This is a genomic window from Umezawaea endophytica, from assembly GCF_025061645.1.
Taxonomy (GTDB): domain Bacteria; phylum Actinomycetota; class Actinomycetes; order Mycobacteriales; family Pseudonocardiaceae; genus Umezawaea; species Umezawaea endophytica.
Genome location: NZ_JANYMP010000005.1, coordinates 41,584 through 59,985, shown reverse-complemented (window position 1 = coordinate 59,985; position 18,402 = coordinate 41,584). Strand labels below are relative to the sequence as shown.

The 18,402-nt window shown below is 70.1% G+C and carries 20 protein-coding genes; 14 read left to right on the top strand and 6 right to left on the bottom strand.

All coding sequences use genetic code 11. From position 1 onward, the window contains the following. Positions 1–77 precede the first annotated feature (77 nt). From NZH93_RS12585 to NZH93_RS12545, 8 genes are read left to right on the top strand one after another with little or no spacing between them, the layout of a single operon-like run. A complete protein-coding gene (locus NZH93_RS12585; protein WP_259623207.1) occupies positions 78–1,223 on the top strand; it encodes an NAD(P)/FAD-dependent oxidoreductase in 1,146 nt (381 codons plus the stop codon). After that, positions 1,220–2,470, top strand: a complete 1,251-nt coding sequence (locus NZH93_RS12580; protein ID WP_259623206.1) for a lysine N(6)-hydroxylase/L-ornithine N(5)-oxygenase family protein — start codon at positions 1,220–1,222, stop codon at positions 2,468–2,470. Before NZH93_RS12585 ends, NZH93_RS12580 begins: the two co-directional genes overlap by 4 nt. Continuing rightward, positions 2,467–2,790 (top strand): cupin domain-containing protein, encoded by a 324-nt coding sequence (locus NZH93_RS12575; protein ID WP_259623205.1) that lies wholly within the window; start codon positions 2,467–2,469, stop codon positions 2,788–2,790. The genes NZH93_RS12580 and NZH93_RS12575 overlap by 4 nt, the downstream gene beginning before the upstream one ends. Next, positions 2,787–4,337, top strand: a complete 1,551-nt coding sequence (locus NZH93_RS12570) for a class I tRNA ligase family protein (RefSeq protein WP_259623204.1) — start codon at positions 2,787–2,789, stop codon at positions 4,335–4,337. The genes NZH93_RS12575 and NZH93_RS12570 overlap by 4 nt, the downstream gene beginning before the upstream one ends. Beyond that, entirely contained in the window at positions 4,322–5,185 is an 864-nt protein-coding gene (locus NZH93_RS12565) for an LLM class flavin-dependent oxidoreductase (RefSeq protein WP_259623203.1), read from the top strand. The genes NZH93_RS12570 and NZH93_RS12565 overlap by 16 nt, the downstream gene beginning before the upstream one ends. Positions 5,186–5,189: 4 nt before the next feature. Further along, the gene (locus NZH93_RS12560) at positions 5,190–5,696 is read left to right on the top strand and encodes a hypothetical protein (protein WP_259623202.1); all 507 of its coding nucleotides are present in this window, start codon (positions 5,190–5,192) and stop codon (positions 5,694–5,696) included. 27 nt (positions 5,697–5,723) lie between these two features. Continuing rightward, positions 5,724–6,728 carry a GNAT family N-acetyltransferase gene (locus NZH93_RS50640; protein ID WP_308214194.1) on the top strand — a complete coding sequence of 335 codons (1,005 nt, stop codon included), beginning with the start codon at positions 5,724–5,726 and terminating at the stop codon, positions 6,726–6,728. A 12-nt stretch (positions 6,729–6,740) separates the two neighbouring features. Continuing rightward, on the top strand, positions 6,741–8,219 hold the full coding sequence (locus NZH93_RS12545; protein ID WP_259623201.1) for an aromatic amino acid ammonia-lyase: 1,479 nt from the start codon (positions 6,741–6,743) through the stop codon (positions 8,217–8,219). Positions 8,220–8,237: 18 nt separating this feature from the next. Here NZH93_RS12545 and NZH93_RS12540 read toward each other — a convergent pair whose 3' ends face one another. Further along, positions 8,238–9,494, bottom strand: a complete 1,257-nt coding sequence (locus NZH93_RS12540) for an MFS transporter (protein WP_259623200.1) — start codon at positions 9,492–9,494, stop codon at positions 8,238–8,240. Positions 9,495–9,643: 149 nt separating this feature from the next. On the opposite strand from NZH93_RS12540, the gene NZH93_RS12535 reads away from it, so the two are divergent. The 3 genes from NZH93_RS12535 (at position 9,644) to NZH93_RS12525 (ending at position 12,696) form a co-directional block, all read left to right on the top strand. After that, positions 9,644–10,903, top strand: a complete 1,260-nt coding sequence (locus NZH93_RS12535; RefSeq protein WP_259623199.1) for a hypothetical protein — start codon at positions 9,644–9,646, stop codon at positions 10,901–10,903. Between the two features lie 154 nt (positions 10,904–11,057). Next, positions 11,058–12,407, top strand: a complete 1,350-nt coding sequence (locus NZH93_RS12530; RefSeq protein ID WP_259623198.1) for an acyclic terpene utilization AtuA family protein — start codon at positions 11,058–11,060, stop codon at positions 12,405–12,407. Continuing rightward, positions 12,391–12,696, top strand: a complete 306-nt coding sequence (locus tag NZH93_RS12525; RefSeq protein ID WP_259623197.1) for a DUF4387 domain-containing protein — start codon at positions 12,391–12,393, stop codon at positions 12,694–12,696. Before NZH93_RS12530 ends, NZH93_RS12525 begins: the two co-directional genes overlap by 17 nt. Positions 12,697–12,710: 14 nt before the next feature. Here the strand turns inward: NZH93_RS12525 and NZH93_RS12520 are convergent, their stop codons facing one another. After that, complete coding sequence (locus NZH93_RS12520) at positions 12,711–13,715, bottom strand: TerC family protein (protein ID WP_259623565.1); 1,005 nt, start codon at positions 13,713–13,715, stop codon at positions 12,711–12,713. 267 nt (positions 13,716–13,982) lie between these two features. Here NZH93_RS12520 and NZH93_RS12515 point away from each other — a divergent pair, with 267 nt between their 5' ends. Further along, complete coding sequence (locus NZH93_RS12515) at positions 13,983–14,609, top strand: ATP-binding protein (protein WP_259623196.1); 627 nt, start codon at positions 13,983–13,985, stop codon at positions 14,607–14,609. A gap of 12 nt (positions 14,610–14,621) precedes the next feature. Here the strand turns inward: NZH93_RS12515 and NZH93_RS12510 are convergent, their stop codons facing one another. The 3 genes from NZH93_RS12510 to NZH93_RS12500 all read right to left on the bottom strand — a co-directional run bounded on the left by NZH93_RS12510 (position 14,622) and on the right by NZH93_RS12500 (position 16,092). After that, the gene (locus tag NZH93_RS12510; protein ID WP_259623195.1) at positions 14,622–14,966 is read right to left on the bottom strand and encodes an STAS domain-containing protein; all 345 of its coding nucleotides are present in this window, start codon (positions 14,964–14,966) and stop codon (positions 14,622–14,624) included. A gap of 185 nt (positions 14,967–15,151) precedes the next feature. Then, entirely contained in the window at positions 15,152–15,625 is a 474-nt protein-coding gene (locus tag NZH93_RS12505) for a winged helix-turn-helix transcriptional regulator (protein ID WP_259623194.1), read from the bottom strand. Between the two features lie 32 nt (positions 15,626–15,657). After that, complete coding sequence (locus NZH93_RS12500) at positions 15,658–16,092, bottom strand: nuclear transport factor 2 family protein (RefSeq protein ID WP_259623193.1); 435 nt, start codon at positions 16,090–16,092, stop codon at positions 15,658–15,660. Positions 16,093–16,281: 189 nt separating this feature from the next. Between NZH93_RS12500 and NZH93_RS12495 the strand changes: the two genes are divergently transcribed. Both NZH93_RS12495 and NZH93_RS12490 read left to right on the top strand, forming a co-directional pair. Then, positions 16,282–16,512, top strand: a complete 231-nt coding sequence (locus tag NZH93_RS12495; RefSeq protein WP_259623192.1) for a hypothetical protein — start codon at positions 16,282–16,284, stop codon at positions 16,510–16,512. A 263-nt stretch (positions 16,513–16,775) separates the two neighbouring features. After that, the gene (locus NZH93_RS12490) at positions 16,776–17,225 is read left to right on the top strand and encodes a peptidase inhibitor family I36 protein (RefSeq protein WP_259623191.1); all 450 of its coding nucleotides are present in this window, start codon (positions 16,776–16,778) and stop codon (positions 17,223–17,225) included. Positions 17,226–17,308: 83 nt separating this feature from the next. Here NZH93_RS12490 and NZH93_RS12485 read toward each other — a convergent pair whose 3' ends face one another. Further along, positions 17,309–18,301, bottom strand: coding sequence for an ArsR/SmtB family transcription factor (locus tag NZH93_RS12485; protein ID WP_259623190.1), 993 nt, complete (start codon positions 18,299–18,301; stop codon positions 17,309–17,311). Positions 18,302–18,402 lie beyond the last annotated feature (101 nt).

The following is an 18,402-nucleotide window of genomic DNA, read 5'->3' as shown; positions in this document are numbered from 1 at the left end:
TGAAATCCGAATCCTATTGGCAGCGGGATGTTTCACGAATCCCACGTCAGCACGGTGCTTTACCGGGTGACGCGGAAGTGGTGGTGGTCGGAGGCGGCCTGCTGGGAGTTTGCTGCGCGTACTGGCTGGCTCGCCGCGGGAAGAGCGTGCTGCTGCTCGAACGCGAGTACATCGCCGCGGGTGCGACCGGCCGCAACGCCGGTTTCGTCCTCCCCACCACCGCGCGGTCCTACCCGGACGCGGTGGCGACCCACGGTGTCGATGTCGCACGTTCTCTCAGGCGACTGGCGATCGACGGCGCCCGCCTGCTGGCGGACATCGTCGCGGACGAGGCCATCGCCGGGGCGCACCGGGACCGCGGCTCGGTCCACCTGGCGCTGACCGACGACCAGGCACTGAAGAGCCGGCAGGAGGTCGCCCTGTCCCAGGCGGACGGGTTCGACGAGTCGTGGCTCGACCGTCGCGAACTGGCCGACCTGATCCCGACCCCGCTCGGTCGCCGGATCGTCGGCGGGAGGGCGGTGCCCGGCGCGCTCACGAACTCGGTCGCGGTCGTCGACGGCATCGGAACGGCCGCGCGGCGGCTCGGGGTCACCATCCGCACCGGGGTCCGGGTCGGTTCCGTGCGCGCGACCGGCTCGGGGGTCGTGATCGACACGAGCGGCGGGCCCGTGCACGCGACCGCCGCCGTGATCGCGACCAACGCGTGGCTCGGCGAGTTGGTGCCGCGGCTGTCCGGTGTCGTCCGGGCCTTGCAGGGGCAGGTCATCGCGACCCGGCCGATGCCGGAGGTCTTCCGGTTCGGCATGACGGCACCGCTGACGGCGACCGGGGAGTACTGGCACCAGACCCCCGACGGCACGATCATCCTCGGTGGCTGCCGGGCGGTGACCACCGCTCCGTCGGACCCGGCCGCGCAGGTCCCGCAACCGGCGGTGCACGAGGCACTGCAAACCGTTCTGCCCCGGCTCTTCCCCGAGATCGGCCCGACTCCCGCCGTTCGCGGCTGGGCAGGCGCCATGGCCGTCACGTCCGACGAGCTGCCGGTGGTCGACGAGGTCGACGAGTCCGTGTGGGCCGTCGGCGGCTTCAACGGGCACGGCATGTCCTACGGCCCGATCATCGCCAGCCTGCTCGCCGACTGGATCTGCACCGCCACACGAGCACCGGCACTGGCCCCGCTGGCCCTCGACCGGTTCCCGGCAGAGGAACGTGCACGGTGACGTTCGACGTCATCGGTGTCGGCGCGGGACCCGCGAACCTCAGCCTCGCCGCGCTCCTGGCGGCCGAACCGACTCGACTGCGGCTGCTGGAGCAACGGTCGGAGGTGAGCTGGCACCCCGGTCTGCTCCTGCCCGACGCGAGCCTCCAGGTCTCCCACCTCAAAGACCTGGTGACGCCGGTCCTGCCGACCAGCCCGTACTCGTTCCTGTCTTTCCTCGTCCAGAACAAGCAGTTCTACCGCTTCACGGCGGCCGGTTACGACCGGCCGAGCAGGGTCGAGTTCGACCAGTACCTGCGCTGGGTGGCCAAGCAGTTGCCGTCGATCGAGTACGGGCTCCGGGTCGACGAGATCCACCACGACGGCGTGGGGTTCAGCGTCGTCGCGGGCGGTCAGGCGCACCGGACCCGATCAGTGGTCCTGGGCACCGGTCCCGTGCCCACCGTGCCCGACTGCGCCGCCCCGCACCTGGGCACGACGGTGTTCCACGCGAGCGAGTACGCCTACCGCAGGCCGCTGCCGCACCAGCGGGTGGCCGTGGTGGGTGGCGGCCAGAGCAGCGCCGAGGTCTTCCTCGACCTGCTCGGCCACCGGTGCCGGGACGTCCTGTTCGTCACCCGCCGGTCGAACCTGCTGCCGCTGGACGACTCGCCGTTCGCCAACGAGTTCTTCACCCCGCACTACGCGGTCATGTTCCACGGCCTGGACACCGCGACCCGGCGCGGCCTGCTGGCCGAGCAGCGGCTGACCAGCGACGGCATCTCCACCGACCTGCTGCGGCGGATCTACCGCGAGATGTACCAGTCGCAGTACAGCACCGGCCAGCCGACCGTTCGCCCCCTGCACGAGCTGGTCGACCTGCGGCCCCGGAGTTCGGGGTGGGCGCTGGCGCTGCGCCACACGGGCACGGGGGAGGTGCTGGAGGAGGTCGTCGACGTCGTCGTGCTCGCCACCGGCTACCACCACGACCTGCCGCCGTACCTCGACCCGCTGCGCGACCGGATCCGGTTCGAGGACGGGCACCCGGTCGTCGGCCCCGACTTCTCCCTGGACTGGGACGGCCCGGAGGAGTCGACGATCCACCTCCAGAACATGGCGCGACACAGCCACGGCATCGCCGACCCCAACCTGAGCCTGCTCGCGTGGCGCTCGGCGGTCATCGTCAACAGCCTGCTCGGCAAGGAACTGTACGACGTGAGCGACCCATTCCCCACCATCACCTGGCACGAAGGGACGACCTTGTCGTGAACCCGCTGTTGTCTTCCACGAGCGACCCAGCGGCCCCGGAGGGCATCGGCTGGCACGAGGTCGACGTGACGGGCGCGCCCTTCACGGTGGCCCGCCTGACCGTGGAGCCGGGGTGCGCCACCCCGATCGACTCGCACGCGGTGCACGAGGTGTGGGTCGTGGCCAGGGGCAGCGGTGAGTTGCGCTACGACGGCGTCGAGGGCATCCGGCTCGGCGAGGGCGACGCCGTCCGGTTCGAGCCGCCGCGCACCCACCAGTTGGTCAACGACGGACCGGAAACCATGGTGGTGCACTCGGTGTACTGGCAGGGGCAGGCGTGATCCGGCGGTCCCACGAGGTACCGCGCGAGCACGTGCTCCTGCCGATCGCCCCCACAGCCAACGGCAGGCTGCACCTCGGCCACATCGGTGGCCCGATGCTGAAACTCGACGTGCTGGCGCGCCACCTGAGGCGCATGGGCGGCCGGGTCTCGCTGGTCGGCTCGACCGACCCCTACGACTCCTACGTCCTGCTGCGCGGTCAGGAGAAGGGCCAGCCCCCCACCGAGGTGGTCGACCACTGGCACCCGCTCATCGAGCGCGACCTCAACGCCGTCGGCATCGTCCCCGACCGGTTCATGAACTTCCTCGACCCGCCGTGGCGCGGCCGCAACCACCGGGCGTGCGAAGCGATCCTGCGGGACCTGAGGGCGCTGGGACTGGTGACCGTGCGGCGCGAGCGGTTCCCGTACTGCACGGGCGTCGGCGCGTTCGCCACCGGAGGTTTCGTCCGCGGGCGGTGCCCGGACTGCGCCGGGCCGGTGGCGGGCTACTTCTGCGAGCAGTGCGGCCTGCACTTCCGGCCCGAGCAGGTCGTCGACGTCCGGTGCGGCTTCGACGACTGCGCGCCGGAGTGGCGCGAGATCCCGTGCCTGTACGCGCGGCTGCCCGACCCCGACGCGGTCGTCCGGCGCATGGCGGACATGGGGGTGCCGAGCCCGTTCGAGCGGATCGTGCGCACCTACCTGCGTTCGCAGGGACCGGAACTCCGGTTGACCCACCCCGGCACGTGGGGCGTCCCGGTACCGGTCGAGGGCAGCCCGGTGCACCAGGTGGCGTTCACCTACGTGGTGGGAGGACTGGCGTTCCTCACCCTGTCCGCCCGGATCGGCGCCGAGGACCTCGGCCTCGGACCGGACCACCCGCCGCGCACCGTCACCAGCTTCGGCTACGACAACGCGCTGCCCTTCCTGCTCGGCGGGATCGGCCTCGCCACGGCACTTCCCGGCCTGCGGCCGACGGACCACATGCTGCTCAACCACTTCATGACGTTGGACGGGAGCAAGTTCTCCACCAGCCGCGACCACGTGATCTGGGCCGGTGACCTGGCCCAGGAGACCGGTGGTGACGTGATCCGCGCGTACCTGGCGGAGAACAGCCCCGACCGGTCCACCACGGACTTCTCCCGCACCGGTTTTGCCGACTATCACGACGAGGTGTTCCGCCGACGGTGGCGCACCGCCGTCGAGCACGCTCGGGCGACCGGTGGGGCGTCCGAGGGGCCGCTGCCGTCCCGCCTGGCGGATCGCCTGGACCGATTGCTGTCCGACCAGGAATGCGCACTCGACCCGGCTGACCAGGACCTCCAGGCGGTCATGGCGGCCGTGCACGCCTGGGTGGACGACGGCGTGCCCGCCGACGGCTCGCTCTGGTGGCTGCGCGGGCTGGCGTTCCTCGCCGCCCCCGTGACACCCGACTTCGCCGGACGGCTCTGGCGCTCGCTCGGCCTCCCGGACGAGCCGTCGCTGTCGCGCTTCACCGATCCGGCCTCGGCGCTCGACGCCGACGTCCCGTCCTTCTCCTGGGAGCCATCGTGCGCCACGCCGTGAACGTGCCCATCTTCGACGGCTACGCCGACCCGCGCGTCGTCGCGGTCCTGGCCGCGGCGGCCGAACAGGCCGGGTGGGACGGCTTCTTCGTCGCCGACCACCTGCTGACCGACTTCGGCATGGTGCTGCCCATCGGGGACGCGTGGATCACCCTCGCCGCGGTCGCCGCCCGCACCGAGCGGCTGCGCATCGGTCCGATGGTCACCCCGCTCGCCCGGCGCCGACCGTGGAAGGTGGCGCGGGAGACCGTCGCGCTGGACGTCCTGTCCGGCGGCAGGCTGGTCCTCGGCGTCGGCCTCGGCTACCCGCCGGACGCGGACTTCGAGCGGTTCGGCGAGGACGGCAGCGCCACGGTCCGGGCGGCCAAGCTCGACGAGGCGCTGAGCATCGTCACCGGGCTGTGGACCGGCGTGGAGTTCGAGCACCTCGGCACCCACTACTCGGTTCGTCCGACCACGTTCCAGCCCCGCCCGGTGCAGACGCCGCGGATACCCGTGTGGGTCGGCGGGGTGTGGCCCCGGCCGCGCCCGTTCCGGCGCGCCGCGCGCTGGGACGGCGTGGTCCCCATGGGCGAAGGGCTGTTCTACACCGAGATGATGAAACCGGCGGAGATCCGCGCGGTGGCCGCTTTCGTGGCCCGTCACCGGGAGAACGACGAGCCCTTCGACCTGGTCCACTGGGGCGTCACGCCGCACGGCTCGGCCGGCGCGGTGATGGACGATTACGCCGAGGCCGGCGCGACCTGGTGGATGGAGACCCTCGACCCGTGGTCGAACGGGTGGAGCGGCACCGGACCGTGGCCGATCGACCGGATGACCGAACGCGTGCTGCGCGGACCACGGGGGTGACCGCGTGCGGAACGGCGTGACGAGCGCGCTGGGACCGGCCAGGGCGGAGCTGCTGCGGGAACTGGCCGACGGCTACCACGAGCGCCGGACGCGGAGCCTGGGCACCCGGCAGCAGGACGGGCAACTGGTCAAGGTGTACGCCGTCGAGGCACCCGGCCGCGTCGTCGACGCCGGTCAGGAGCAGGCCGCACTCCACCTCGCCGCCCGGCCGCACGACGGCGAAGGCGACTCCACCGGCCTCACGGTGGTCGTCGTGCACGCAGGCGCCGACGGGGACTACGTGATCATCCAGTCCTGGCTCACCGACTACATGACGTCCCTGACGATCTTCGCGGGCCCACCGGGGGAACCGGGGCGGTTGCGCCCGGCTCCTCCGGGGCTGGGGCCGTGCGTCTGGGAGGCCGCCGTGCTGACGCACGAGCGGAGCGCGTTCGTCGGCCACGTGCTGACCGGCGGGGGACCGCTGGAACCGCGGTTGCGGGCGTGGACCGACGACATCTTCGAACCCTGACAGGCATCTCGGATACAGGAGTCCTGAGTGGACAGTGTTTCCAGCGCGCGCGCCCTGCTGGACGAGTCGGCCGCGGCGAGCGTGGCTTTCGTCGTGGACGGGAAGGCGGAGGTGTCGCCCGCGCGGATCGCGCGCGTGGCCGACACCCTCTACCTGCGGGGGTTCACCGCGGGCAGGCCACTGCCGGGCTCTCGTCACGACGACCTGCGGATCTGCGTGTCCGTCACCGACCTCGACGGGTCTCGTCCCGACTACCGCTCGGTCATCGTGCGCGGCACGGCCAGGCTGGTGGACGATCCTGCCGAGCGCGCACGGGTGCTGGCCACGCTGACCGACGACGGGGGCTCCGCCGGTGGCGAGGTGCTCGCCCTGCCGCTCGTCGAGGTGTCGTTCGAGGGAGTCGGAAATCCCCGAACAGCACGATCACCCTGGTCGACGGCCACACCCCTGCGCGGCGAGCACGTGATCCTGGAGCCGCTGGACCTGGCGCACGTTCCGGACCTGTTGGCCGCCACCGCGCACGACGAGGTCTGGCAGCACCTGCACCTGCGCCGACCCGCCGACGCGGCGGAGATGACGGCCATCGTCGCCGACGCCCTGCGCGACCACCGGACCGGCGCGAGGGTGCCCTGGGTGCAGCGCGACGCGCGGTCCGGCGCGGTCGCGGGCACGACGTCCTACTACGACATCAGCGAAGGTCGCGCGTCGGTGGCCATCGGGCACACGATCATCGGGCGGCCGTGGTGGCGCACCGGGCTCAACACCGAGGCCAAGCTCCTCCTGCTCAGCCGCGCCTTCGACGAACTCGCGGCCGAACGGGTGGAGTGGCACGTCGACACCGAGAACACCCGCTCGCACCGAGCGGTGGAGCGCGTCGGCGCGACGCGCGAAGGAGTCTTGCGCCACCACCACCGGCGGCAGAGCGACGGCTCCCTGCGCGACATGGTCGTGTACTCGATGACCGCCGACGAGTGGCCCGCTCTCCGCGCACGCCTCACCTCCGCACTCCGACCACCTCTTCCCCAAGGCTGAACGAAGAACCTCATGTCGCTCGAAGTCGAAGTCCCGACCTCCGTTTCCCACCCCGTCGTCCTCACCGGACGGACCCTGTCCGCGGACGAGGTGGTCCGAGTCGCCCGACTCCACGCACCCGTGGTGCTCCACCACGCCGGACTCGCGCGCGTCGAGGCCTCGTGGCGCACGGCGCGAAGCCTGGTGTTCCGCCAGGAGGTCTACGGTCGCACCACCGGGGTCGGCGCCAACCGCACCGAGGCCGTCCACCAGGACGACCACGCCGACCACGCCTTGCGGCTCCTGCGCAGCCACGCGAGCGGCCTTGGCGAGCTGCTCCCCGAGGACCTGGTCCGCGCCATGATGGTCATCCGCCTCAACCAGTTGCTGGCAGGCGGCGCGGGCCTGGGCGTCGCGGTCGTCGAGGCCCTGGCCGACGCCCTCAACACCGGCGCCTACCCCGCCGTGCACGAGTTCGGCTCGATAGGCACCGGCGACCTCACCGCACTGGCCGAAACCGGCCTCGCCCTCATCGGGGAGCGCTCCTGGCTCGGTCCGACCCCGCACCCCAAGCCGATCGTCATCGACTCGGGCGACGCGCTGGCCTTGATGAGCAGCAACGCGTTGACCATCGGCATCGCCGCGCTCGCCTGGCACACCGCCCGGACACTGCTGCGGGCGACCCACGTCGTGACGGCGTTGTCGTTCCTCGCCGTCGACGGCTCCCGCGAGGCGCTGGCCGAAACCGTCCACGCGGCCCGACCGCACGCCGGTCAGGTCCGAGTCGCGGCCGAGCTGCGCAGACTCCTGGGGCCACCGACCACTCCCGCCGCCCGGCTCCAGGACCCGTTCGGCTTCCGCTGCTTCCCCCAGATCCACGGGCCCGCGCTGGACGCGGTCGAGGACCTGGGCCGCGTCCTGACGATCGAGATCAACGCGGCCGCCGAGAACCCGCTCATCTGGCCGGACGACGACGCGGCCTACCACCACGGCGCCTTCCACTGCGCGTACCTGGGCCAGGCGCTGGACCGGACCCGCCTCGCCCTGCTGCACACCGGCCAACTGTCCACCGCCCGCCTGGCCACACTGGTCGAACCCGCGTTCACCGGCCTGCGCCCGTTCCTGGCCGACGGCGCCGCGGGCAGCTCAGGCGTGATGCTCCTCGAATACGGCGCGAACTCCGCACTGGCCGAGGTCCGCCACCTGGCCGAGCCCGCGAGCCTGGGCAACGCCGTCGTGTCGCGCGGCATGGAGGAGCACTCCAGCTTCGCCTACCTGTCCGCCCGCTCGGCACTGAAGTCCTTGACCGCCTTCAGACTGCTGCTCGCCTGCGAACTGGTCGCCGCACTCCGAACCCTCAGGCTGCGGCACACCTCACCCGCCGGCGGCTCCCCGGCCCGCACCGCCTACGACCTGGCGGCAGCGGTGCTGAGCCCGACCATGGTCGACCGCCAGCTCACCCTCGACGTCCAAGTGGCAGCCACCCTGCTCGACGAGTTCGCTGATCTCTAGGCACGGGCGGGTTCCCGGTTACCCGGCTGCTCCATCAGCAGCGCGTGCCAGGGCTCGGTTGTTCAGCACGGGATAGAAGGCCAGCGCCACCACGAGGAGGAAAGCGCCGGCGGCGACGTACGAGACCTGAACGGCGAACACACTGGCGAGAACACCGCCCAGCGCCGCACCGATCGGCCCGCCGATCATCACCACCAGTCTGCTCGACGAGAGCACCCTCCCCAGGAGTTCACCGGGCACGATCTGCTGGCGCAAGGTACTCACGACGACCTTCTCCGCCGTCATCAACGCACCGGTCGCCATCATCATCGCGGCCGCGACCCACGAATTGGCGACGAGTCCCAGAACCAGGATGGCCGCTCCCACGCCTGCTTTGCCCGCGAGCATCACCGTGCCGGGACCGAATCGCTTGCTGGCCGCCGCGGCGGCCAGCCCTCCGAACGTCGCGCCGACCGCGGTGGCCGTCAACAACAGGCCGAAGCCGAAGTCCGGAAGTCCGAGAACTTCCTTGGCCAGCAGCGCGAGCATCGCGAACTGGGCGGTGACGGCGACGTTGCCGAGACAGGAAACCGTGGCCAGGGCCCGTAGGGTGCGGTTTCGGAACAACCACCGAACGCCCTCGGCGATGTCGCTCCGCACGCTCTGGCGCGGAGCCTCGGACTTCTCCTCCGGCTTGGCGTCCGTCCGGATCGAGAGGATCAACAGACCGCTGGCGACGAACGAGAGAGCGTTGCCCGCGAACGGCAGGACGTTCCACACGCCGAACAGCGCGGAGCCGACCGGAGGCCCCACGAAGTCCTCACCGTTGCTCTCCGCCGCGACGATCCGCCCGTTCGCCGTCGCCAGGGTCCGCGGATCCCGCGACACGAAGTCGGGAATGGCCGACTGGGCGGCGAGGTCGAAGAAGACCTGGCCGACCCCCAACAGGAACGCCGCCAGCACCAGCCATACCAGGTTCACCCGAGCGGTCACGATCAGCGACGCGAGAACGACCAGGACGCCGAACCGCCCCAGGTCCGCCCACACCATCACCCGTCGGCGATCCAGCCGGTCCACCACGACACCGGCGTGCAGCGACAGCAGCACCCAGGGAATCTCGGCGGCCATGACGACGAAGCTCAACGCCATCGGACTGCTGGTGCTCTGCAAGGCCAGCAGGGGCAACGCGGCGGCGTGCATACCGGTACCGACGGCCGACACCAGCGTGGCACCGAAGAGCCTGTAGAACCGACCTCCCAGCCTCACCTTGACGTCGTCGGATTCCTTCGTCGGCACTTCGGGAATTCCTCCGGTCAGGCCCCGTCCAGCTACGCCGTGGTGTTTTGCTCGCAGCCGCTGCGCACTTGAGGCAGGTCGGCGAACCTCACCATGTCAGAGACGATGAGACCCTGCACAGGGGACGATCGCTGGACAGGGGGTTGACCATGAGAACGACCGTGCCCGTGCTCGTCGGTGTCGATCAGGGGCCGGAGTTCCGCGCGGTGGTGGACGCCATCGCCGAACTGGTGTCGCCCGAAGGTCGGTGGGTCCAAGCGCTGCTGGACGACCGGCCGGACTTCTCCCTCCGCCTGGACCTGGTGCGGTTGGCGGTGCTCGTGGCGCTGGAGCGGCGGGCCGAGAGCCTCCGGGTCCTGCCGGTGACCGCCTGCCACTGGAACCGGATCGGCACGGAGTGGCTGGTCTCACGGGTCGCGCCTGCTCAGGGGTTCACCTTCGCCGACGGGGCGGAGCAGCCGCGCGAGCGCACGGTCGTGTTGTCCGACAACGGCGACGGGTCCGTGAGGGTGGCGGTGGGGGACGTGTGGGTCGACGTCACGGTGCCGTCGGAGCAGGAGTGCCTGCGGTTGCTGGGATCCGGGGCGCGGGGCACGGCGCTGCGGTTCCCGGTCTTCCCCAGTTCGGGTCCGTCGTTGGTCGCTCGCGGTGACGGGCCGGACGAACTGGTGCTGTGGCGGTGCGGCACGCCGACGGCCAGGTTCCGCCTGCCGGGCCCCGTACTGGCCGCGATCTACGTGTCCGGTTCGACCACCGAGCAGTTGATCTCGTTGATCGAGGTCGACGGCGAACTGCTGGTGCACGTCGAGGGCCACCAGGTCACCTTCCTCCGGAAGCTGCGCGTGCCGATCGACTTCAGCGTCGCCGACGAGGCCGAGCACGACCTGTCGCCGCTGTACCTCGACATGGACGAGTTCTGGAAGTTCGGCGTCTACTTCCGCCGCGCGGGGGAGTGGTGGAACCTGCGCTGCCACGGCGTCGAGGTCTCGCTCCGCCGGTCGACCGCGGTCGTGCACGAACCCGGCAGGTCGCCCGGCCACACCACGATCGACGGCGCGGGGAAGGTGCTGTTCGGGCCGCGCTTCTGGCACGCCGCACCGCAGGGATCCACGTGGAGGGTCTGGGGGCCCGGCGGGGCCGACGAGGTCATCCCCGTCCCGCCGGGCGAGACCGTGCTGAGCCTGACGGAGATCGGCGACGGGCACGCGCTGCTGACCCGCGAGGGCGACACCGTCCGAGCGCGGACCGCGGAGGGCGGGCGCACGGTCGTCGAGTTCGACGGGCCGGTGCTGATCCACCACGAACTTCCGTGGATCGCGGTGCAGCGCTCGGCGCACCTGGTCGAGGTGCTCGACGTCGCGACGGGCGCGGTGCTGCACCGCGTCGACACTCTACCGCATATGCTATAGCAAAATCACTAAGCAACTTTTGCAGTTCTTGCTACAGCAAAACTGCTACGCTCGTGTCATGCCGTCCAAGACCCCCGCCCCACCACCGCAAGAGGAAGGCGCCATGTACACATCCGTCAAAGTCTTCGTGCCCCAAGGCTCTCTGGGTGCCGGGATGTTCCCCGAAGAAGTCGACCACGCCCTGGCGCTCGGTCCCCACGCGATCGCGGTGGACGCCGGTTCGACGGACAGCGGCGCGGCGTACCTGGCCAAGGGCATGTCCAAGAACGACCGCGGCTCGGTCAAGAAGGACCTGGAGCTGCTCATGGGCATGCAGCACACGGCGGGGATCCCGATCCTCATCGGCACGTCCGGTCAGGCGGGCGGTGACCTGAACGTCGACTGGACGCGGGACATCGTGCTGGAGATCGCCGAGGAACGGGGCTACACGCCGAAGATCGCGCTGCTGTACTCGGAGCAGTCGCCCCGGCTCGTCAAGCAGAAGCTCGCCGACGGCAAGATCGCCGCCCTGCCCCCGCTGGGTGACCTCGACGAGGAGACCATCGACACCTGCCTGCACATCGTCGCGCTGATGGGCCCCGAGCCGTACTTCGCCGCGCTGGACGCCGGTGCCGACATCGTCATCGGCGGCCGTTCCTCCGACCCGGCGGTCATCGCGGCCTACCCGCTCTGGAAGGGCGCGCCCGCCGGGCCGTCCTGGCACGCGGGCAAGATCGCCGAGTGCGGGGCCCAGGCGACCACGGCCGCGACCGGGCAGCGCGGGGTGCTGATCGAGATCCACGAGGACGGTTTCGACGTCGAACCGGTGGACCCGCGGTTCCGGGCGACGACGGACAGCATCCCGGTCCACCTCCTCTACGAGAACAAGAACCCGTGGAAGCTGACCGAGCCCGGCGGTGAACTCGACGTCCAGGACTGCGAGTACGTCCAGGTGACCGAGGCCAAGGTGCGCGTGACCGGCTCGAAGTGGACCCCGCAGCCGTACACGATGAAGCTGGAGGGCGCCTCGGGGAACCTGTTCCAGACCATCATGATCGTCGGTATCACCGACCCGGACGTGCTGGCCGAACCGCAGGCGTTCCACGACAAGATGCTGTTCGTCCTGACCGAACGGGCGAAGTCGGCGACCGGTCTCGACGAGGACGAGTTCCACATCTCGCTGCGGATGTACGGGTGGAACGGGGTGAGCGGGATGCCGCCCGCGCCGGGCTCGGTGCCGCTCGAGATCGGCCTGATGGCGGTCATCACCGCCAACACCCAGGCCTTGGCGAGCGAGGTCGCCAAGGCCTGCAACCCGTACTTCTTCCACATGCCGCTCCGCTCGGGCATGGAGCTGCCCAGCTACGGCTGGGCGTTCAGCCCCGGCGACATCGACCGCGGGGCCGTCTACCAGTTCGTGCTCAACCACGTCGTGAGCGTCGAGCACCCGCTGGAACTCGTCCGGATCGAGACGCTCGAAACCCCCTCCGCAGGAAGGCTGGTCAGCAGTGCCCAAGCTCAGTGAGGTCACCCGGCACGTCAGGTCCAAGGCGGCCGGACCGTTCTGGGTCAGCGTCGACGTGATGTTCGACGGCCAGGAGAACTTCGACCGCTACTCGGCGAGTCCGGCGTTGAGCGCCGAGTCGATCGCGGCGGTCTACGGCGTCGACGCCGCGACGGTATCGCTGTACCCGATCCCGGCGCTCAAGGTGCTGAAGGTGTCCTACCCGAGGAAGTCACCGCAGGGCGGCGTCGAGGAGCGCGACATGCATTCCGGCCAGCAGTACACCTACCTCCTGGACACCGAGCTGTGATTCCCGAGTCGCCGTCAGGGCGTCTCGTCCCGGTGCGGGCGTGAGGCTCGTAGGGAACCGGGGTGTGCCTTGGTCGACGGGTCCTGGCGGGACTTGATCAGGCTCGCGACGGTCACGATCACGAGGACGCCGATGATCACGCCGAGGCTGACCGGTGTGGCGATCTCGGGCACGCTGGGGGAGATGTCGACGTGCAGCCAGTGCAGGATCAGCTTCACGCCGATGAACGCCAGGATGATCGCCAGGCCCGTCGACAGGTAGACCAACCGGTCGAGAAGACCCTTCACCAGGAAGAACAGGGCGCGCAGGCCGAGCAGCGCGAAGGCGTTGGCGGCGAAGACGATGTACGGCTCCTCGGTGACGCCGAAGATCGCGGGGATGGAGTCCAGCGCGAACAGCAGGTCGATGCCGCCGATGGCGACCAGCACGATCAACAGCGGGGTGCCGACGCGCTTGCCGCCCTGGCGGATGAACAGCTTCCCGCCGTCGTACTCGGTGGACAGCGGCAGGAGGCGGCGGGCCGTGCGGACGACCACGTTGTTCTCCACGTCGGGGTCTTCGTCGCGGTGCCGGAACAGTTGCACGGCGGTGAAGATGAGCAGCAGGCCGAACAGCAGGAACATGAACGAGAACAACGAGAGCAGCGTGGCGCCCACGGCGATGAAGATGCCGCGCATGATCAACGCGAGCACGATGCCGAACGTCAGCACCTTGTGCTGGTGCTCCTCGGGCACGGCGAACGTGGTCATGATGATCACGAACACGAACAGGTTGTCCACCGACAGGGACTTCTCGACGATGTAGCCGGTGAAGTACTCGGTGCCGAACTCGCCGCCGTGGGCCATCCACAGCCAGGCGCCGAACGCGACCGCGACCCCGATGTAGAAGACCGACCAGGCGGTCGCCTCCGCGAACCCGACCCGGTGCGGCCTCAGCGCCGCCACGACCAGGTCGACCGCCAGCAGCGCCAACACCAGGCCGATGGTCGCGGCCCACGTGAGGCCGTCGATCTCGAGCACCTCGTCCACCCTCCGTCAGTCACGCCACCACAGCCGGGACACCCGGCTCCCACGGATGGTGCCTGATGGACGGCGTCCCCACCCGGTGGACACGCGTGCGGCGGGGGTGATCCGCCGCCGCTGCTCGGGTCGCCGCCGGAGGCTGTTCGACGACGCCGCAGCGTGACCACACGGCCGGAGTTCGCGACGCGGTGTCACTCGGGCGGGCGACTTTGCGTGACAGCCCGCCGAACGGGGTAACCCCCAGTCGACCGAGCTCGGTGCCCGATGGTGGAATGGCACAGCACGACCCGACACGCCGATGTGGCGGACGAGGAGCACTTCGACATGGCAGACCCCGAGGCGACGACCATGCGGCCGACCACTTGGCCCGCGATCACCGTCGACCCGGCTCCGGTGGTGGGCTCGTCCCGGCCGGTCGTCCTACCCGCCTCCGAGCTGCTGCTCTCCCAGACCAGCCAGGTCTACCTGCCGGTCAAGGGCACTCAGCGGACCACGTTGTTGACGATGTCGATCGCCCGCGACGACCTGGCCACGGTCCGGGAGCGGGTGCGGCTGTCGCTGGACTGGTGCTCGCCGGACGTGGTGGGCGACGTGGAGCTGGTCGCCACCGAGTTGATCTCCAACGCCGTGGACCACGCCCGGCTCCCGCACCAGGTGACCATCGCGAGCTACGTGCCGCGCGACGTCGACCCGGCCGTGCTGATCGGGCGAGGTGAGGTGCTGATCGAGGTCCTCGACGGGTCGCGCGACCTGGTCCCGCTGATCAACCAGTCCACGGCGGGCCCCTACCGGGGGAGGGGGATGCGCCTGGTGCAGACGCTGTCCCGATCGTGGGGAGTCCTGCGGGGCGAGCGCACCAAGACCGTCTGGGCCGCGATGACCCTGGCCTGACCTGGGCAGTGGTCAGGAAGCGCCGCTCATCAGGCCTTCGACGACGGCACGCACGTCCGGGAACACCGAGAGCACCGCGTCCAGCCCCGTCAGCGCCAGCGGCAGCAGCACGCAGCGTTGCGCGGCCACGACCACGAACCGGCTGCCCACCGTCTCGGCGTGGTGGTGCGCGCGTTCCAGCACGGAGAGCCCGGCAGCGGAGACGAACCGCACCGCGGTCAGGTCGGCGATCACCGCCCGCGGCCTGGCGGACAGGGCCAGGCCCAGGTCGATCGCGAGGTCGGAAGCGCTGATCATGTCGAGGTCGCCATCGGCGGGCACGACGTCCAGGCGCTCGGTCGTGGGAGGACAAGTCATCTGTGGACCTCCTGGATGTGGAGGCCACGAGAAAGGCGTCGGTCGCCAGGCTCTGGGATGAACCCGAGAACAGGTGCTTCCGCGTAGCGGGAATGTCGCACGGACATCAGGAACTCGATCAGTCTACCTCAGCGAGACGTTGCCGCCAGTTCAACGCAGGTCGACGCTGGTCAGGGGCGCGGCAGTCACCCGACCCGCCGCGCCCCCGGCCCTGGCGCCGGAACGGCATCACGGGCGGTCAATCCGTCATGTCCGGCACCGCAGCGCAGCTCCACCCGGACGCGCTGACCGCAGTCCCGATGGGTGACCTCCACCGGGGGACCGTCCGGGCCCGCGACCCAGCGGTCGCCCCACTGCATCAGCGCGACCAGCGCGGGGAACAACTCCACGCCCGCCTCGGTCAACCGGTACTCGTGCCGCTGCCGCGCCCCCGGCTCCTGGTAGGGCAGGCGCCGCATCAGACCGTGATCGACCAGGGTGGTGAGCCGATCGGTCAACAGGTTGCGCGCACACCCGACGCCTGCCAGGAACTGCTCGAAGCGACGAGCGCCGAAGTACGCCTCGCGCAGCACCAGGAACGTCCACTTCTCCCCGACGATCTCCAGCGTGCGCTTGGCGGAACAGTTCTCGGCACTCCACTTCGACCGGTCGAACTCCATGCCCGAACCCTACCTGGGTTTACATCTCACATCTAGCTGGGCTGTCCTGCGTCCGCCCGGACCTCGTAAGCCGACGCGAACTCCCCACTGGCGATCGACTCCGTGACGAAGTCGAGGTACTTCTGGGCGGCCGACACGGGCCGCATGCTGATCCTCAGCTCCCGCACCAGTCCGTCCTCGTCGAGGACGAGGTAGTCCACGCCCTCGAGGAACTGTCCGTCGATCTCGGTCTCGAACACCAACGCCACCGAACTGGCGCCCGCCAGCTCGTCGACGTAGCGAAACCGATCCGTGAACGCGAACGCCTTGGCCGCGAACCGAAGCCCGGCCACCGCCGCCTCCCGGCCGCGCAACGGCGCGTCGCGAATCGGCGGGTAGAAGACCACGTCGGGAGCCAACGACGCGACCAACGCGTCCATGTCCCTGGTCTCGACCGCCACCCGGAACCGGTGTTTCGCCACTGCCATGAGCCTCTCCTTCGATCGGTGGAGGCGAAGGTATCGAGCTGAGTTTCAATAGTCAACTTAGCCTGTCGACGAGCTGTGACCACCGCCGATCGTGTGGCTGAACCCCTGTTCCTCGGCTGCGATCACCACTTTCAGCGAATTGACGGATTCTTGCCCACAGCGTTCCCGGTGCCGTGAAAAGATCTCGACATGAAGAAGGCACTAGGGCGTCTGGGCGCCGTCACCGTCATCGCCGGTTCGCTCCTCGGGTTCGCGGCGGGCACGGCTTCCGCGAGCAACCCCCAGTACATCCGCAGCTACCAGTCGCAGGCCGACTGCGAGCGCGCCGCGAACGGGATCCGCAGCGGGGCCGACCTCGCCGCGTACTGCACCTGGGACAAGGGGCACACCGAGTGGGACCTGTTCGTCCTCTCGCTCTGAGCTGGATCCGAGGTGCTGTTCCCCGATCGTCCGGACCGGGGAGCAGCACCTCTTGCGATGGTCCCCTGGGGATCCCTGTCGGGGCGGCACGCTGGAGCGTTGATTTCGCGCGACGAAAGGTGGCGCCGCGATCAGTCCGCGTCGCGTGGAAGGGCTTCGACCAGGTTCGAAGGACCCTCCCGGCGGGTGGCGGTCTCGGCATACTCCGCGTCCGCAGATCACTCTTCCAGGGGGTAAAGATGAAAAAGGCACTCTGTGTGCTCTTGGTCGTCCTCGGAGCTCTGGCAGGCCTGGTGGGCACCGCCGGCGCCGACACCGACCCCGCGGACACCGCCGCGTCCCGGTCCGCCACGACGGGCCAGGCGCAGGCGGCCGACCCCGGTGTCACGCCCCAGGCTTTGACCTGTCCCTCGGGCAACCTCTGCGTCTGGCCGGTCACCGATGGCAGCCGCAACCGCTGTAGTTGGCTGAACAGCGACAACGACTGGTGGAACACGCCCGTCGTGTGTAGCTGGGCGTCCAGCCAGACGGTGAAGGCCATCTACAACAACGGCACCAGTTCGAGTTACAGCGGTGTCTGCCTGTACGCCAACGCGAACTACACCCACTGGCTGTACTACGTACCCCAGGGCCAGACGTACGTGCCCGGCCCTCAGTACATCGTCAGGTCGCACCGCTGGGTGAGTTCCGGCAACGCGTGCTTCAACTCCTAGCCGACGTCGGGGAAGGTCACCCCGCCGCGCCGACGGACCGCGGCGGGGTAGCCCTCGGACGTCTGTTGTCGTGCCCCGGCGGCTCAGCCCCCGGCCGCGAGCACCCTCAGCCCCAGCGGCGTGATCAGGTGGCGGGCGAAGTTCTCCTCGCGCTCCGTGGCGATGAGACCGGCCTCGCGCAGGACGCCGGTGTGGTGGCTCACGGTGGCCGGGGCGACGCCCACCAGCTTCGCGAGCCTGGTGGTGGTGCTCCCGCCGACCACCGAACGCAGGATCGACGCCCTGGTGGAGCCCAGGAGCGCCGTCAACCGGTCGCCGCCCGCGGGCCTGGCCGCCAGTAGCCGTGACTCGGTGCGGATGGGGAACGCCAGCGCGGGAGGTAGCTGGGGATCGGCCAAGGCCACCGGGTGGTGCAGGGCGAAGTAGCACGGGATCAGCACCAGACCCCTGCCGTCCAGGTGGAGGTCCCGGTCGAGGGCGTAGTCGACGGTCAGCACGGGCGGGTCCCACCGGATGGCGGGCCCCAGCGCGTCCAGCAGCCCCTCCGGGCCGCCGTGCAGGTACCGCTCGATCCAGGGCGCCACGTCGGAGCACAGCCCTTCCTCGATCGTCGGCAGGTGCGGCGCGATCACGGACCTGAAGTAGACGCGCAAGGCCTCGCGCAACTGCCGGAGTGCTGGCGTTCTCCCTCTGGCGAGGTCGCCCAGCCAGCTCGCCTGCGGCCCCGACTCGGGGCGGATCAGCTCGATCTCCGCGCGCAGGCGGTCCGGCTCCGTCGACAGGACCGCGTCGACGCACTGGTCGATGCCGCACAGGTCTTCCGGTGGGGTGAACAGATCCGGGAAGTACGCCGCGTGCGGCGCCACCGTCACCACGGTGTGCAGCGCCGTTCGCAGCCCCGGATCGCGTGCGGCGAGCTCGCGCACACCGCGGCGCCACGCACCGAACGACAGGTCGCCGTCCTTGTGCTGCAGTATCTGCGCGCTGCTGACGATCTCCCACATCAGGTCGGGTTTCAGCCTCAACCGCGTGCGCGCGAAGTCCCGATCGGTGAAGTGGACGCGTAACTCCGGCATGTCCTCCCCCTGAACAGTCGTGACCTCCACCTGAGGAGTCATCCGTACGTCGATGGAGATACAGCTCCGCCGCGACGTCCCACCACGCCGAGCGGCGGAAA